The organism is Candidatus Mycobacterium methanotrophicum, from assembly GCF_023515995.1.
In the GTDB taxonomy this organism is placed as follows: domain Bacteria; phylum Actinomycetota; class Actinomycetes; order Mycobacteriales; family Mycobacteriaceae; genus Mycobacterium; species Mycobacterium methanotrophicum.
Map to the genome: position 1 here is coordinate 4,354,637 of NZ_CP097320.1, position 15,412 is coordinate 4,370,048.

Here is a 15,412-nt window from a genome sequence, read left to right on the forward strand (position 1 = left end):
GCCATTCGTTGACTATTCGGCTGCGCCTATCAGCGGCCGCGGCCGAAACCGCCGAAACCGCCGCGTCCTCCCCCGAAACCGTGGCCCCAGCCGCCACCGCCGTGGCCCCAGCCGCCACCGCCGTGATCGCCGCCCCACGGGTTCCCCGGCGGACCCAGCAGCGGAGGAGCGATGAGTTGCGGAATGATCGGTGGCAGGGCAGCCGGTGCCGGCGCGGGGACGAAAATTGGCGCGGGCATCCGAGCAGGCGCCGGCACTGCGGCAGGGGCAGCCGCCGGCGCCGGAGCGTGCACGGGGGCCGGCGCGGCCGCCGGTGCCGGCGCTGCGACAGGTGCGGCCGCCGGTGCAGGCGGTGGCGGCACCATCGCCTTCGGCGGCGCCGGAACCTGCCTGGGGGCCACGACGTTTTGAGCAAGGCTGGGCCGCGAACTGACCGACGGCCGGATACTGAACGCCAGCGAAATCACCAGTGCCATAACGCCTACGACAAAAATAACGATCACACTCATGACCGCCAAGAACGGTGTGCGACTCGGCTGCGCGAACGCTCCCGTGCTGAAGCCGGGGTACATGCCGGTGGTGAAGTCTTCTTCTTCGACCTCTTCGACATCGGCGTATGCGCCCGGATCCCCCTGGGTGTAAACCGCCGCTGAGTCGTCGGCAACTGCGCTGTAAGCCAGCGGCTCCGCGCCGGGCTCGACGGCTGCAGCTGCCTCAGCGACCGCCAGATAGCCCGCCGCGAGGGCATCCTGGCTCACCGCACCGGTGCCCGGATCCTGCGCGTAGGCCAACGCAGCGGTCGACGAGGCGAACAACGGCGCATTGGCCGACGCCAGCGCCGCGCCTCTGGCGAGCGCCATGTCCGGCCGCTCGGGCACGCTCAGCGGAAGCGACGTCGCAGCCTCCAATGCCGGCTTGATCAGCGGGACGTCGACCCCCGAGCCCACCACTAATACGCTCTCGGGCCGGTGGTCCAGCTCCCCGGCAGCAGAAACCAGCCCGACCAGCCTGGCGACCGCCTGATCGTCGTCGTCAGGCAGCAGCTCACGGTGCACATCAGCGATCGAGCCGTCACTGGCGTCCACCACGGCCAGCGTCGCCGAATCAGGCTCGATGTACAGCAGCGCGATGCGGGCATAGCCGGTCGCGCAGGCCATCGACTGGGCCAACGCCGCCGCGGACAAAAACGCCGAAACCAGCATGACGTTCTCGACCCTGCGGGCCGCCAACGCGTCGCGTAACTCGGCGGCCGCCTGCTGGTCAATCCATGTCACGCCGGTCGACAACAGCCGATAGCCGGCCTCGTTGGCGCCCTCACGAGTGCCCAGAATCGCCGCTATCACCTGATCAGGCGCGCTGACGGTGGCCGCTTCTTCGCCGTCGCCGATCGCGAAGTTTTCCTCCTCGACGGTGACGCCGTCGGCGTTCTCCCCCTCAACCAGCACCATGCGGACCGTCGTGGGCGCCATCGACACACCAAGTACGGTGTCCACAGCTCCTCCATGTTGTTCGCTGGCCGTCCACGCTTGGCAGCGCTCAGCGCATCAGCTGGGCTTCCCCACCACAAGATTGATCGCCGCAATGGGATGCGCCGTTACCGCCAACAAAGTTAGCGCTATATGAAGTTCTGGGAAGAGGATCATCGCCCCCGCTGACCCTTCGTACGCCGACAATACCTCGTCGACGGCGACGGCGACGGCGACGGCGACGGCGACTATTTCTACCGGTGCCCGCCACCGCCGCCGAAGCCGCGGCCTCCGCCGAAGCCACCGAAGCCGCGGCCTCCGCCGAAGCCGGGGCCCCCGCCAAACCCACCAAGGCCGTGGTTGCCCCCACCGAAGGCGCCGAAGCCGCCAAATGGATTGCCCGGCGCGTGCACAGCAGGCGCACCGATGGCAGGGGCTTGCGGAGCTGCCGGTGGAGCGTCCAGGCCGGGTAGGCCCGGGAACGCGGGTGCCACCGGCCCCTCGGGGGCCGGCATGTGCACCGGAGCCTCGGGCACCGGCAGCTGGACCGGAGGCTGGGGTGTCCCGATCGGCAGCGGGCCCTGCGGCACTGGCTGATGGACTGGCACAGGCTGGTGAACTGGGATGGGCTGGTGGACTGGCACAGGCTTATTGGCCGGAGGCTGCGGCTGCGGGAGCTGCACTGGTGACTGGGGCTCGGGCAGCTGCACCGGAGGCTGGGGTGCTGGCAAGTGGCCCGGCGGCGAACTCGGGAACTGTCCGGGCAGCTTCAAAGGAAAAGGATTGACGGGTGCCGGCGGAGCCACAGGAATCGGCAGGGGCAGCGGGACCAGCACAGGCAGCCGGGGAGCGACGACCGGCGCCGCTGGAGGCGCCGGGATTGCCGGAGCTGCGGGCAGCGGAGCCGGGATCGGGACGTTCGCTGGTCGCGGCGCCATCACGGGTGCCTGCACGTGATTGACCTGCGGCGCCGGGGCGGTTATCGCGGGCGGGGCGAGCGCGGGGGCCTGCACGGTCGGGACGATGAGGTTTTGCAGCGGCCTGGGCAGCAACGCAACGCTCGGTCGGATACCCAGTGCCAGCGAAACCTCTAGCGCCAGGGCCGCGGCGACAAAGACCACCGCCAGGATGGAGCCGACAAGCAGCAGCGGCCGGCGCTGATGATGCTCGGCGCTGGCAAGATCCACTACGGTGGTCTCGGCGTCGGCTTCCTCGTCCCTGTCGGCGCTATAGGCGAGGCCCTGTTCTCCCAGTTCCGTGCCCCGCGGACCATCCGGCACCGCGAGGTATCCCGGGGACATCGCACAGTGATCGAGTGTGCCGGTGGCGGGATCTTGCGCGTACGCCAGGGCAGCGGTCGACGACACGAACAGCGGCGCATTCGCCGATGCCAGCGCAGCGCCCCAGGCCAACGCCGTCTCCGGTTCTTCCGGTGCGCTCACCGGAAGCGGCGTCACCGCCTCCAACTGCGGCTTGAGCGCAGCAACGTCGACACCGGAGCCGACGACGAACACGTGCTCTGGGTGGGTCTGCAGCGAGTCCAAGGCGGCGAGCATCCCGCCCAGCTCAGCAATAGTGTCCGTACTGGAGATCAGCTCTTTGTGGACGTTGGTGATGGAACCGTCGGCGGTGTCGACGATTGCCAGCGTCGCGGTGTTGGGTTCGACGAACAGCAGCGCCGTGTGCGCATTGCCGGTGGCGCTGCCCACCATCTGCGCTAGCGCGGCCGCAGCCATGAAGGCCGAGACCAGCATCACGTTTTCGACCTTGCGGGTGGCCAAGGCCTCGCGCAGGGCGGCAGCGTCCACCGGGTTGGTCCAGGTGACGCCGATCGATGTCAGCGCATGGCCGGCTTGCGTGGCGCCTTCCCGAGTGCCCAAGACGGCCGAGAGCACCTGATCGGCGGCGCTCACGGTTGCTGCGTAGTCGGCGGCAGCAAGTTCGAAATCGTCTTCCTCGATCGTGACGCCGTCGGCGTTTTGACCTTCCACCAGCACCATACGGGCGGCTGTGGGCGCCATCGACACCCCGAGAACGATGTCCACCGCTCCTCCAGGTCTTCGCTGGCGCGTCACTGTTCTGGGCGGAGGTGAATATCGCGCCAGCCTTATGACTGAATGATCGCCGCCGAGACTATGCGACGTCACAGCCGAAGTTATGTGGACCTTATGAAGTTCTGGTACGAGCGAGACGGCGTCGGTCCGCGCTGACCCTGATACTTCGACCCCGCCCGCACGCTGCCGTAAGGGTGCTCAGCCGGGCTGCTCAGCCGCAGGATGCACAGCTGGCCGATCTTCATCCCGGGCCAGAGCGTGATCGGCAGGTTGGCGACGTTGGAGAGCTCCAAGGTGATGTGACCGCTGAAGCCGGGATCGATGAATCCGGCGGTCGAGTGGGTGAGCAATCCCAGGCGACCCAGCGATGATTTGCCCTCCAAGCGACCCGCCAAATCATCGGGCAGCGTGCACACTTCCAGGGTCGAGCCGAGCACGAACTCACCGGGGTGCAACACGAAAGGTTCGCCGTTGACCGGTTCCACAAGGCTGGTCAACTCGTCTTGTTGCTTCGCGGGGTCGATGTGCGTGTAGCGGGTGTTGTTGAACACCCGGAACAGGCCGTCGAGTCGAACGTCCACGCTGGACGGCTGGACCAAGGCGTCGTCGAACGGGTCGATCCCCAACCGGCCGGCGGCGATTTCGGCCCTGAGGTCACGATCGGAGAGCAGCACGCGACGAGCGTATCCGCTCGACCGTCGCTCGCGATGTTGATGAACGAAGGGGTACCGAGTGCTAGCCTTCCCAATCAACCGCGCCGATGTAGTTCAATGGCAGAACATCAGCTTCCCAAGCTGAATACGCGGGTTCGATTCCCGTCATCGGCTCCACAAAGCTCCTGCTTATGGCGTACTGCCCGTCCTCGCCTGCCTGGCGCAGGGCATTCTTGACCGTCATTTGACCGTCAGTTGACGCAACTCAGCCCTCAAGCCAATTACTGGGTTTCAGCAGTACCTAGGGCTGACTACCGCGGTCAAGCAGTGCCGATCATCCCGACTGCCCGACTGAGATTGCCCGGGCGGCGAACGAACAAGACGGACAGGAGCGATCAGCTCAGGCGTGCAGGGACGCGCGCCGGAGCGATCCGTCGCTTGTTTAACCGTGCCGCCATGCCTCGCCCGGCAGCTCTCGCACCACATCGTCGTGACGGATCCAGGCACCGGAACCGGCAGTGACCACACCGATTGGATACAGGTCTAGTCCGGCGTTGACGAATTCAGCTACCAGATCGCTAACCGCATCCGCGTCAACGGTGGCAACAAGTTCAAAGTCTACTGAATCTCCAAAAACGAGATCCATGACATTGAGGTTTTCTTAGTAGTGTCCCCTTTGCAGGGTTGATAGTACGACCGCGGCTGCGACGATCTGGCCGATTCTGTTTGGGCACAGGCGGATTCGGCGAAGGCATCGCCAGCGTCCTTTGAGCTCGGCGTTGGCGCGTTCTCCGATAGCGCGTATTGCGGTCAGTAGCGTGTTGTAGCTGCGGTTCGCGACGTCGAGGTCACGGCCCTTGACCGGGGTATGCACCCCGATCCCGGCACCTTCGTAGCGACGCTAACAGCGATGCCGACGGCGGGTCGGTGATCGGGTAACACACCTGGGAACTGCTGCCAGACGCGATCGACGTAGATATGTCGTATGATAGCGACATGGCCACGACATTGACCACGACAAGGCCAGAGCTTGATGTCCTCCTCGGTCGGGTCAACGAAGCGACCAAGCTGCTGCAGCGGTCAAAGACGGTTCCCGGCGAGGTCACCCGGCTCATTGATAGCTTCGAGCGGACACTGGGCGCGGCGACGCCGTTGCGTCTTGAGGCCGACCCCTACTTGACGACAACACTGTGGGCGGCGGCGTTTCGCGCGGAGAAAGCACTCCGCCATGACAACGACGCGCAGCGGCGCCGAGATGTGCGCATTGCGCTCGAGCAATTCCGCCATGCCTTGCGTGGCATCGTCGAGAATCAGCCCTACAGCGATGACACTCCAGTCCGTGACGTCCTCACCAGGACGGCCGAGGTACTCGCCACCCCCCAGAAGACTCTCGCAGACCTGCTTGGGATCTCCGTTCGCCAACTTCAGCGCTGGCTCACTCACCACGGCACTGCTCCAGCGGCTGACGACGCCGCCCGTATCCGCGTGGTTGGGCAGGTCGTCAACCAACTGCGTCACTCGTTTACCGGTCCGGGCGTCGTCGCCTGGTTCTATCGGGAGCATCCCGTTCTCGGCCGGCGGCCGATCGAGTTGCTCGATGACCCGCTGAGCTACCCGCGGCTGCTCGACGCGGCCAGCGCGGCTCGTGCCCAGACGGCATGAGACCGACGGTCTTTCGCCACGCATCCTATGACTCGCCGTGGTGGGCATTCCCCAGCTCGCGCGCCGGCCGTTTCCACCGCGCCCGAAGCGACACCGTCCAATACCTGAGTCTTCATCCGCTCGGCCCTGCGGCCGAGATACTTCGCCACCACCTTGGCCCACAAGGCAATCCAGACGACATCATGTTGAATTTGTGGACGGCGGTGGTCGACGTGGACGACCCGACACGCGTCGACTTCGACGACTGCGCCCGCTACGGGCTGATGCCCGACGAGCTTGTCGGCGACGATTACACCCCTACGCAGGCATTGGCCGAGGTTGTTAGAGACAGCGGATCGACCGCGATGATCGTGCCATCGGCCGCGCTGCCGGGAACCCACAACCTGATCCTGTTCGGCGTCCGGGTCCTGAATCCATTCCTAAGCGAACCCCTCACACCTGAGGAGATCCCTACCGGGCACCTCACCGACGCAGCTCGTGCCCCGGCCGAAGTCGCGCCACACGTCCGCTGGTTCGACACCCCGCACAAAGCCGCCGAGCAGTGGAAGACCACCGGCGACTACGAGCTATTCGACGACCCCAACGCGACGCGTTGGTAGACAACGCTGCCGAGCCGGACGAAGACTTTTACCGGTATGCGCGTAAACCGTTGCTGGACCGTCTGCGGCGCGGCGAGAACGGTCTGAAGGTGTACGCGATGTGCGAGATCCCCAACAACGTAATCCTCATCGATGAATTCGCCAAGCGCTTCGACGGCTTCTCCATAGGCTCCAACGACCTGACTCAGCTCACTCTCGGCGTCGATCGCGACAGCGAGATCGTCGCGCTGAGTTCTCGGTCCGGCTTGGCATCGAGTCGATGAGCCTCAATCCCGACACGGTGATCAAGACCACCCGCCAGGTCCTGCAGGCGGAGCAACAGTTCGCGCCGACGCAATGAACAGCAACACGTTCCATCGGCCGGAGCCGTCACAGCGGTTTGAGCAGGCGCCTTGCCATGAAGCTGCCGGTTACCATCGACCCGCGCTACCACCGACGCGTGATCTTCGACCTCGACGGTGTGCTCGCCGACACGGCCTGCAGTGGTGCCGCGGCGTGCGCCCCGGCCATGCTGTACCCGTGCAAGGATCCGATATTGCAGCCAGTATCAGCTCTCTGATCGTGCTCGCGACGGTCGCGGCACTTCTGCTCATCGCAATTTGCAGGTCTAGGGCGCGCTACAAGCGCTACCGACACCGCGACGTCGGCGCCGACCGGATCCGTGCGAGCGCCAAGGCCCGTACGGCCGAGGCCGACGTCGCGGCGGCCCGAGTCGTCGGTCTGCACCAGTGAGCGGCCGCCCACCGCAGCGAGGCGGCGACCCCTGGTCGCCAACTGAACCTGTGGTAAGCGAGACCACCGCAGCGGATGGATCTATCGATCCGAGAGAGTCCCTGAATTTGTTGTTTCGCGACCTGCGAACGTCGGAGTTGGGGCTGTCCGGCCGGGAGGAGCAGCGGCGGCTGCTCGTGTACGGGCCCAACGAGCTGCCGCGGAGTTCGGGCCGACGGTGGCCGGGTGAACTGCTCAAGCAACTCACCCACCCGCTCGCCCTGGTGCTGGTTGTGGCGGCCGTGTTGGCCTGGTTGACGGGCACCCCGGTCCTTGCGGCGGCGATCGTTGCGGTGATCGTGTTGAACGCCGGTTTTGCGTTCGTTCAGGAACTTCAAGCGGAACGCGCGGTGGAGGCGTTGGCCGCCTACCTGCCCACCCATGCCCGCGTGGTGCGGGACGGTCAGAAGGTCGAGGTCGAGGCCCGCACCCTGGTGCCCGGTGATCTCCGAGGGCGATCGGGTCTGCGCCGACGCCCGGATCATCGACGGTGACCTGGAGGTGGACCTGTCAACGCTGACCGGTGAGTCGCTTCCGGCGCCCCGCTCCGCTGATCAACTCGACACAACGGGACCCTTGCTGCAGGCCCGGGAACTCGTGTTCAGCGGCACGGCCTGCATCGAAGGGGAAGCGCGGGTGGTGGTCACCGCAACCGGCGCGCGCACCGAACTGGGCCGGATCGCTGCGCTGAGTCAGCGCACCGGCCGTACCGATAGTCCGCTCGAGCGGCAGGTCAAGCGGGTGGCCTGGCTGATCGCGTTGGTCGCGGTCGGGTCCGGACTGGTGTTCTTACCGGCCGGCGTTGCCGCCGGTTTGGGCTGGACGGCCGCGGCGACGTTCGCGATCGGGCTGATCGTCGCCAATGTGCCCGAGGGGCTGCTGCCCACCATCACCCTGGCATTGGCGGTGGGTGTGCGCGATCTCGCGCGCCGCGGCGCCGTGGTCAAGCGCCTCTCGGCCGTGGAGACGCTGGGGTCGACGACGGTGATCTGCACGGACAAGACCGGCACACTCACCGAGAACAGGATGCGGGTGACCACGGTCTGGCTGTCCGGCGGTGAGGTCGACCTCGAAAACGGCGCCGACGCCATCGACTCACCTGAGCTGCGCACTCTCGCGTACACGGCGGCCGTGTGCACCAGCGCCGAACTGGCCTCCCAACCCTCGGGGGCGGCGAGCGGGGATCCGACCGAACTCGCGTTGCTCGAGCTGGCCCGCACCGTCCGTGTGCCCCTCGATCCGCACGATCGCGACGCCGGTCGACGGGCGGTGTTCCACTTCGACCCCCACCTGCGCCGCATGCCCACGGTCGATGCCGAAGGCAACGGAAACATTGCCGTGCATACCAAGGGCGCACCCGAAACAGTGTTGCCGTGCTGTACCACCATCGCCGAGGTCGGTGGCGGGCACCGCGACCTCACGGACCTCGACCGAACCCGCCTGGCCGGGTTGATCGACCACTACGCCGCGCAGGGACTGCGCATATTGGCGGTCGCCCGCCGTCGAGTTGATGGCGACACCGTGATCGGCCTCGCCCGCGCCGATATCGAGAAGGGGCTGTGTCTGCTCGGGCTGGTCGCAATGTTCGACCCTCCTCGGCTCCAAGTCCTCGACGCGATCACCCAGGCGCACCGCGCCGGGATCCGCATCCACGTGGTCACCGGGGACAACGGCCTCACCGCGGCCGAGATAGCTCGCCGCGTCGGGATTGGCTCGGCGGGCACCCAGATCGTCACCGGGGAACAACTCGACGCACTCAGTGAACCCGAACTTGACGACCTGCTTTCCGGTGACGCGGAAATCATCTTCGCCCGCAGCTCACCGGAGGTGAAGCTGCGCATCGCCGACGCGCTGCGGGCCCAAGGGCAGGTGGTGGCCATGACCGGCGACGGCGTCAACGACGCCCCCGCCCTGCACCGCGCGGACATCGGCGTGGCCATGGGCCGCTCGGGCACCGACGTGGCCCGCGAAGCGGCCACAATGGTTCTCACCGACGACGATTTCGGCACCATCGTCGTCGCAGTCGAAGAGGGTCGGCGGGTCTACGACAACATCCGCAAATTCATCCTCTACATCTTCACCCACGCCGTCCCCGAGATCGTGCCGTTTCTGGTGTTCGCCGTCTCCGGCGGGGCGATACCACTGCCGCTGACCGTACTGCAGATCCTCGCGATCGACCTGGGCACCGACATCCTGCCCGCGCTCGCGCTGTCGCGGGAACCAGCCGAACCGGGACTGATGGACCGCCCACCGCGCCCCCCCAAGCAGTCGATCATCCGCGGATCGATGCTCCTGCGTGCCTGGGCATTCCTGGGCGCCATCTCCGCAGTGTTGGTGATGGGCGGCTTTCTGCTCGTTCTGCACCAGGCCGGATGGCACCCCGGCGCCCCCACCAGGGTGGGCAGCCCCCTGCACCACGCCTACCAGCAGGCCACCACCGTGGCGTGGCTGGGCATCGTCACCTGCCAGGTCGGCACCGCATTCGCCGCCCGCACCGATCACGCGTCGCTGCGCGCGATCGGCGTATTCGGCAATCCGGCGCTACTGGCCGGCATCGCGGCGGAGATTGTGTTCGCCCTGACGCTGGTGTACACGCCGTTCCTGCACCCGCTATTCGGCACCGCCGCACTGTCAGGCGGCCAACTGCTGCTGGTAGTCCCGTTCCCGTTCATCGTGTGGGGCGCCGACGAATTACGCCGACTGTGGCGAAGACGCGGCGCACCCCCGCCAGAACCGCGCCATCACGGAGAGCAGCGGATAGGAAAAGCGGCGTAGACCGGCCTGGAAGTCCGTGTCGGGTCGGCGCTTACCCAGGCCGGCGGCGATGCTAGCCAGCGCCCCAGGTCAGCCGTTAACTAGCCCGCGTTCTCTTAATCAGCGGGTCCTGGGTTCGCAACCCTGACGGCGCACCACGCCATCCTCGCGGTCAGCGCTACGCATCGGTGATCGCGCCGATCTTCTAATGCAGCCGTCCGGTTTGCTGTGCGTGACCGTGTTTTGGCCGTCACGGGGGCCTATCCAGCTAAGTCGCAAGCCTCCACAAGTCATCGGAGATTGAATGAGAACCAACACTGAGCTGCGGCGATGTGCCGACTTTCGGAGGGTTGCGGAGACTAGCGAACGAGCGTGGGTGCGCCGAAGCAGCTTCCCAAGCTGAATACGCGGGTTCCCGTCATGCCATCGGCTCAACTTTGACCAAGGCTTTCGCCCGTCTTTCCTAGGTGAGAGCGGCGCGCGATCCCGTAACGGTCCCGTATATCCGCTAGTCAGGCGATCCTCTTTCGCTGCCGCAACACGGCCCTTGAATAATCCGCTGACCAGCAGCGGCGAGGTGAGACACTGGCATCTCATCGCGGACAATCAGCGGTTCGGGAACCGGCACAAGAAACGTTGGCTTGCACATAGGCTTCCGTACCTCGGGAGGCCGAGGCGAGTACGAGGTGGTCGGAAACCACTCGGGGTACAACGCCCTCGGATTAGAGGGCTGGACGTTCGGCATGCGCTGGCCGGACGGTGTCGTGCGGGACACCGGCCTCTGGCTCGATCCAGCTGGGTGCGGTAAACCCCGGCTCCGCTCGATGCTCTACGTTCGCTTTACTAGCCTGGCGGACTTGGTAGATCCGATGAGCATGACCCGGCTAGGCGCTGACGGAGAACGGATACCGGACGAGTGGCTACCCGTCGATCCGAAGGTGCGGCCAAGCCCCAAATATCTGAAGCGGCTCTACGCCGACCTCGGCGTGACGTTCAAAGCTGACGTTTGATTGGCCAGCCGCTGGGCATTCAAGGCATCCACGATGCGCTTCCCTAACCACTCGGCAACAGATACCGAGACGGCGTTACCGCAAGCGTGGTACCTCGCCGACTCAAGCGTGTCCTGGTTCGGCATCTCGTGCGTCGGCATCGTCCAATCGTCTGGGAACCCTTGCAATCTTTCGGTTTCCAGCGGTGTCAGCCGCCTGACAGCTCCCTCCGGATAGGACACATAGTTGCGGGACCAATCCGTCCCAGTATGGCGAGCTGATTCCGCGTAGAGGCAGTGAGCCAGCTTCTTTACGTACCCTTGCTTAGGATTTCCAACGCGGATCGCAAAGGGGGAAACAAGTTTCGCCCCATCCGGTCGGCGCGTCTCAGCATCCCGGTCGCCGCATTCGGGCTCAAAAAGTATCGAGCCGGCGGTCTCCGCACTTCCAAGAGATCCGACAATGAAGACTCTTGAGCGACTCTGGGGGATGCCGAAGTATCGACTGTCAAGCACTCGCCACGCCACGCCATACCCGAAATCGGCCAACGTCCGAATGATGATTGGGAAATCTCGTCCGTCGTGGGAAGAGAGAAGAGCCGCAACGTTTTCGAGGACGATAATTTCGGGGCGACGCTCGCCAATAAGCTCCGCAAAGTCGTAGAAGAGACCGGACTGCTTTCCTTTAAGTCCAGTTCGAGGTCCCATTCTGGCGAGGCTGACGTCTTGGCAAGGGAAGCCGCCCGCCCAGATTTCCGCTTCGGGGATGTCATCACCAATCACCTTCGTAATGTCGTCTGCCCGAGGAATGTCGGGCCAGTGTTTGGCTAGAATGTCGAGGCAGAAAGGCTTCTTCTCGCACTGCCAGACAGTCTTAATGCTGTTGGTGCGTTCAAAACCCAGATCGAATCCGCCTATACCGGCGAAGAAGCTGGCGACTCGATATGGTCTCGGCCCACTGACCGCGCCGTTGCCTTCAGCACTGTTGCGACGTCCCATTGACGACGGGCTCCTTCCGACCCTGACGGGATCCAACCTCGACTACGAACACGTGTTCGACGCCACTGAGGGTAGGCGACACCGGGGACATCTTTTAAGCAGTACCGTACGGGTTGTGTCCGGCGGACCCGAGGATGACGCGCCGGGACCTAACGCAGGTCCGGCGAGTACAACACCGTCACTGGAGCGGTCCCGGAACATGGCGGCCATTCGGCGGACGGATACACGGCCCGAGCTTCTTCTACGCAGCGCCCTTCACGCTCGCGGGCTTCGGTTCCGGAAGGACTACCCCGTACGGGCCGAGGGCCGCATCATAAGGCCGGACATTGCGTTCACACGTAAAGGACTGGCGGTGTTTCTCGACGGCTGCTTTTGGCATGGGTGCCCAGAACATGGACGCCCACCGAAGTCCAACAACTCGTACTGGCTGCCGAAGCTGGCCAAGAATGCGCAGAGGGATCGCGAGCAGACGAGGATTCTGACCGACGCGGGCTGGACCGTCATCCGCGTCTGGGAGCACGTTGCGGTCGAGGACGCCGTCTCGGCTGTGCGGGAGGCATTGCGCGGGGTCGGCGCCGAATGACCATCTACCCGTGTAGCGGTATTACGTTGCCGTAGCGCGGCGTCTGCGCCAGGGCCGCTAGCGCGCCGAGCGCCGCCATGTTGCCCGTATGGTCGTCGGTTTTGATCAGGTGCGCGTAGAGCCGCATCGTCAGGCTGGCGTCCTTATGTCCGACACCATCAGCGGCAGCGGCGGGCGGCCCTGTCACCTGAGTTCTTCAGCCCGTACGCTGGCGGCGAAGCCGCGAACCGGCCGGTGCTTTTACATGAGACGCACGCTGTCGCCGCTGGTTTGGCAGACGTGGGCGTGACTCAGCAGTCGACGGTGGCGGTGGCCAGGGTTTTGGGCATCAGCTCGTCAAATCCGGCCGGATGAAGGTTGCTGGACAATGCGATCGAGCGTTTCTCGTAGGCGGCGTCGACGAGGCGGTAGAGGCCTTCGGCGGCGTCGGCGCCGACGGCTAACAGCCCAATGTCATCAACGCAGATGAGATCGGCGCGCAGGATGCGGCCGATGGCCTTGGTGGCGGTGTCGTCGGCGCGGTGGCGGCGCACCAGGGCCCCGAGAGCTTCGCGGCTAAAACCACGCCACGTGCAGCCCGGAAACCATCGGCCGATGACGCTGCCAGCAGCGTTAACACGAAAGCCATTGCGGCTCAATGGCTCCGGCATGTTGTTCAATCCTTCTTCAGGCGTGTTGTCTTCCGGCGCCGTCGCCGCCTTTGAAATTCCGTGCCGTTCAGGTGTGCCCCTCGGGCGCGCGGACGGCACGGCGTTACTCGGCGCCGACCGTGAGCTGTGGACCCGGGCCGGAGACGCCTCAGCGGTTATCACGAACGCCGCCGCGGAATGGTTCGGTCGCGGCACTGACCAGGACTGCGCGGCGCAGAAGCGAGGTTAGCGAAAGGGTTTGAAACGCGCGCCCTTAGCGGACGTAGATTTCCCCGCCGGCGGGATATCCGCCGCCCCGGGTGGTGATGTGGACGTGGTCGTAGTGGCCGTAACCGGAGCCTGCTGGCCCATTGGGGGTGTAGTAGGTGCCGCGCCAGATGGCATCTTGCAACGCGAATCGAGTCGCGTTCTTCAGCGCGAACGCGACGATCTCATTTCCGAGCGCGATGCCTTGAGCGCTACTGGGGTTGGGGATCATGATGTCCAACGCCAAACCCTGCGGATGCCAAGGCTTCGAGTCCGGCCGAACGCCGCCGATGCTCTTGATCTCAGGGAACGCCGCGCTGAGACTGCGTTCGGCCAAAATCGTCTTGACCTGTAGACCGCGCTCCGAAGCGACACCCGCGGGCAGCACGCGAGGGGCATCTCGATTGACGACCCGCCATCGTGATGCCCTGGACGCCGACGCCATCTCGCCGCTGCCGACGCTCACGCTCGACCACGCCCACGACGGTGGGGCCGGGGCGACCGGGGTGACCTCTATGCGGCACGGCGCGGCACCGCCAACGTCCGGATTGGCCTCGGCTCGGGTGGCGGCGGCGTCGGCGCTTCCGGCGACCACAAAGAAGACGGCAGCCGGGGCGACCACTGCAGCCACCATCGCCGGTGACCTTCGTCGGCTGCTGGCCAATCGGTGTCGCGCCACGACGACACCTTACGAGCAAATCTAGGGATTGTCACGAAATCGTAACTATCCACCTCTGACGGCTTGTTTCCGTCGAGCCTCAGATGGGCCGGCTACTGGGTTCTCGCTACAGACGGCTCGCCGCGAAATCCGCGCCTTGGGCCGTCATGCCGTTTACCGCGTACTCGGCGTGCGCAACGTTCGGCACCCCGCCGGCGTCGCCATCGCAGATGGTATCACCGGGAGCGCACAAGTCGTCGGTCTTGGGTGCATATAGCGGGCCGATGACGATCGCCGGTGCGCCGTAGTTTTGCAGCCACTGATTTGACGGCTTCCCGAACAGGGTGACCGCGGCGACGTGGTTAGCCACCGACGGTGGCATCGGCTTGGGCAGGAACTGGACATATTCGGCCGGTATCTCCGCCGGGATGGAAGCCGACGTCACGAAACCGGCCACCGCTGCGCCCTGAGAGTATCCGCCGAGCACGATCCGGGTGTTGGGGCAGTTCGCCGCGGTTGCCTCGATATGGTTACCCGCATCTTTGATCCCCTCGACGACACTTTGCGCAAACGCGATGCGGTCGGAGAAGTTGCTGCTGGCATCGTAGTTAACCGGGTACACGCCGAGCGACTTGGGGCCGATTGCCGTGCGCAGTGCGTCGATGAATGACTGTCCCACCCCGCCGACACCGGGCGGCTCACCGGTGCCGCGGGCGAAGACTGCCTCGACGTCGGGGCACGGTTGCGCCGCCGCGATGGGGAGGGGTCCGCTCAGCAATCCGAAGGTGGCGGACAACGCGGCAACAATGACGCGAGCAGTTTGACGTGGGCGCATGGTCAACATTGTTGCGCTGTCCCCCCAGGGGGTCGGGTTTTTCCATTCGCTTCAGTCGCGAAAGGCAGGTGCTACGGCGTTTCCGTTGCGTCGTCCAGGACACTGGCGGCGATGCCGTACGGCAGGAAGCGGACTTTGCGGGTGGCATCGGTGTTGTTCTGGTTGGCCCGCAGCGCGTCAAGTTCGGTGGCGTACACCTCTTCGACCCGTGCACCGCCGTCAGTGCTCACGGTGTAAATGACCCAGACGCCGCGCCCGGCCTCACCGGCAGTTTCCGGCCTCGTCCGCAAGCGTCGGGCCAGGTCGTCGAGAAGCCCGGACCGCCCGGCGCGGTCGCCCGGCACGGTGAAAAACCGGCTGATCCCGTCGAATGCCTCGCGTAGTCCCTCGCTGGCATCGCGGAACACCCGATCAAAGTCGTCGGGATCGAATCCGAATCGACCGTTGTCGTCCATTGCGGCCTCCTGGCAGCTCACACGGATACACCCCAGTGT

Annotated in this window: 18 protein-coding genes, 1 tRNA gene and 3 pseudogenes; 11 read left to right on the forward strand and 11 right to left on the reverse strand. The window is 65.4% G+C overall.

Features of this window, described 5'->3' with window-relative positions; genetic code table 11:
• Positions 1-29: 29 nt before the first annotated feature.
• From M5I08_RS22780 to dcd, 3 genes are all read right to left on the reverse strand, one after another.
• Positions 30-1,493, reverse strand: coding sequence for a DUF7159 family protein (locus M5I08_RS22780; RefSeq protein WP_219065979.1), 1,464 nt, complete (start codon positions 1,491-1,493; stop codon positions 30-32).
• Positions 1,494-1,720: 227 nt separating this feature from the next.
• Positions 1,721-3,511: a DUF7159 family protein gene (locus M5I08_RS22785; RefSeq protein ID WP_219065980.1), complete on the reverse strand. Its 1,791-nt coding sequence runs from the start codon at positions 3,509-3,511 to the stop codon at positions 1,721-1,723.
• A gap of 110 nt (positions 3,512-3,621) precedes the next feature.
• Positions 3,622-4,194, reverse strand: a complete 573-nt coding sequence (gene dcd / locus M5I08_RS22790; RefSeq protein WP_219065982.1) for a dCTP deaminase — start codon at positions 4,192-4,194, stop codon at positions 3,622-3,624.
• Between the two features lie 82 nt (positions 4,195-4,276).
• On the opposite strand from dcd, the gene M5I08_RS22795 reads away from it, so the two are divergent.
• Positions 4,277-4,350: transfer RNA gene (locus M5I08_RS22795), tRNA-Gly, on the forward strand.
• Positions 4,351-4,615: 265 nt separating this feature from the next.
• Here the strand turns inward: M5I08_RS22795 and M5I08_RS22800 are convergent.
• Entirely contained in the window at positions 4,616-4,819 is a 204-nt protein-coding gene (locus M5I08_RS22800; protein ID WP_219065984.1) for a hypothetical protein, read from the reverse strand.
• A gap of 15 nt (positions 4,820-4,834) precedes the next feature.
• Positions 4,835-5,068: pseudogene (locus tag M5I08_RS22805) on the reverse strand (transposase family protein); the annotation flags it as partial.
• 101 nt (positions 5,069-5,169) lie between these two features.
• On the opposite strand from M5I08_RS22805, the gene M5I08_RS22810 reads away from it, so the two are divergent.
• The 8 genes and pseudogenes from M5I08_RS22810 to M5I08_RS22845 all read left to right on the forward strand — a co-directional run bounded on the left by M5I08_RS22810 (position 5,170) and on the right by M5I08_RS22845 (position 10,969).
• Positions 5,170-5,835: a hypothetical protein gene (locus M5I08_RS22810; protein WP_219065986.1), complete on the forward strand. Its 666-nt coding sequence runs from the start codon at positions 5,170-5,172 to the stop codon at positions 5,833-5,835.
• A complete protein-coding gene (locus M5I08_RS22815) occupies positions 5,832-6,434 on the forward strand; it encodes an RES family NAD+ phosphorylase (protein WP_219065988.1) in 603 nt (200 codons plus the stop codon). The genes M5I08_RS22810 and M5I08_RS22815 overlap by 4 nt, the downstream gene beginning before the upstream one ends.
• A gap of 62 nt (positions 6,435-6,496) precedes the next feature.
• Positions 6,497-6,774, forward strand: a pseudogene (locus M5I08_RS22820) (putative PEP-binding protein); the annotation flags it as partial.
• Positions 6,775-6,831: 57 nt separating this feature from the next.
• On the forward strand, positions 6,832-6,993 hold the full coding sequence (locus M5I08_RS22825) for a hypothetical protein (RefSeq protein WP_219065989.1): 162 nt from the start codon (positions 6,832-6,834) through the stop codon (positions 6,991-6,993).
• Positions 6,994-6,995: 2 nt separating this feature from the next.
• The gene (locus M5I08_RS22830) at positions 6,996-7,166 is read left to right on the forward strand and encodes a hypothetical protein (RefSeq protein WP_219065990.1); all 171 of its coding nucleotides are present in this window, start codon (positions 6,996-6,998) and stop codon (positions 7,164-7,166) included.
• A 107-nt stretch (positions 7,167-7,273) separates the two neighbouring features.
• Positions 7,274-7,699, forward strand: coding sequence for a cation-transporting P-type ATPase (locus M5I08_RS22835; protein WP_249762974.1), 426 nt, complete (start codon positions 7,274-7,276; stop codon positions 7,697-7,699).
• Positions 7,647-9,980, forward strand: coding sequence for a cation-translocating P-type ATPase (locus M5I08_RS22840; protein WP_249762975.1), 2,334 nt, complete (start codon positions 7,647-7,649; stop codon positions 9,978-9,980). Before M5I08_RS22835 ends, M5I08_RS22840 begins: the two co-directional genes overlap by 53 nt.
• 665 nt (positions 9,981-10,645) lie before the next feature.
• The gene (locus M5I08_RS22845) at positions 10,646-10,969 is read left to right on the forward strand and encodes a hypothetical protein (RefSeq protein WP_219065991.1); all 324 of its coding nucleotides are present in this window, start codon (positions 10,646-10,648) and stop codon (positions 10,967-10,969) included.
• Here the strand turns inward: M5I08_RS22845 and M5I08_RS22850 are convergent.
• Positions 10,930-11,946 carry a DNA cytosine methyltransferase gene (locus tag M5I08_RS22850; protein WP_219065992.1) on the reverse strand — a complete coding sequence of 339 codons (1,017 nt, stop codon included), beginning with the start codon at positions 11,944-11,946 and terminating at the stop codon, positions 10,930-10,932. The genes M5I08_RS22845 and M5I08_RS22850 overlap by 40 nt on opposite strands.
• Before the next feature lie 199 nt (positions 11,947-12,145).
• Here M5I08_RS22850 and M5I08_RS22855 point away from each other — a divergent pair, with 199 nt between their 5' ends.
• The gene (locus tag M5I08_RS22855) at positions 12,146-12,529 is read left to right on the forward strand and encodes a very short patch repair endonuclease (RefSeq protein ID WP_219065993.1); all 384 of its coding nucleotides are present in this window, start codon (positions 12,146-12,148) and stop codon (positions 12,527-12,529) included.
• A gap of 4 nt (positions 12,530-12,533) precedes the next feature.
• Here M5I08_RS22855 and M5I08_RS22860 read toward each other — a convergent pair whose 3' ends face one another.
• Positions 12,534-12,716, reverse strand: a complete 183-nt coding sequence (locus tag M5I08_RS22860; protein ID WP_249762976.1) for an integrase — start codon at positions 12,714-12,716, stop codon at positions 12,534-12,536.
• Positions 12,717-12,769: 53 nt separating this feature from the next.
• A pseudogene (locus M5I08_RS22865) lies at positions 12,770-13,111 on the reverse strand (ATP-binding protein); the annotation flags it as partial.
• A gap of 12 nt (positions 13,112-13,123) precedes the next feature.
• On the opposite strand from M5I08_RS22865, the gene M5I08_RS27130 reads away from it, so the two are divergent.
• A complete protein-coding gene (locus tag M5I08_RS27130; RefSeq protein ID WP_370328535.1) occupies positions 13,124-13,408 on the forward strand; it encodes a hypothetical protein in 285 nt (94 codons plus the stop codon).
• A 24-nt stretch (positions 13,409-13,432) separates the two neighbouring features.
• On the opposite strand, the gene M5I08_RS22875 is transcribed toward M5I08_RS27130, so the two are convergent.
• From M5I08_RS22875 to M5I08_RS22885, 3 genes are all read right to left on the reverse strand, one after another.
• On the reverse strand, positions 13,433-14,104 hold the full coding sequence (locus M5I08_RS22875) for a VldE C-terminal domain-containing protein (RefSeq protein ID WP_219065994.1): 672 nt from the start codon (positions 14,102-14,104) through the stop codon (positions 13,433-13,435).
• Between the two features lie 106 nt (positions 14,105-14,210).
• A complete protein-coding gene (locus M5I08_RS22880; RefSeq protein WP_219065995.1) occupies positions 14,211-14,918 on the reverse strand; it encodes a cutinase family protein in 708 nt (235 codons plus the stop codon).
• Positions 14,919-14,989: 71 nt separating this feature from the next.
• On the reverse strand, positions 14,990-15,373 hold the full coding sequence (locus tag M5I08_RS22885; RefSeq protein ID WP_219065996.1) for an Rv0313 family protein: 384 nt from the start codon (positions 15,371-15,373) through the stop codon (positions 14,990-14,992).
• Positions 15,374-15,412: the final 39 nt, after the last annotated feature.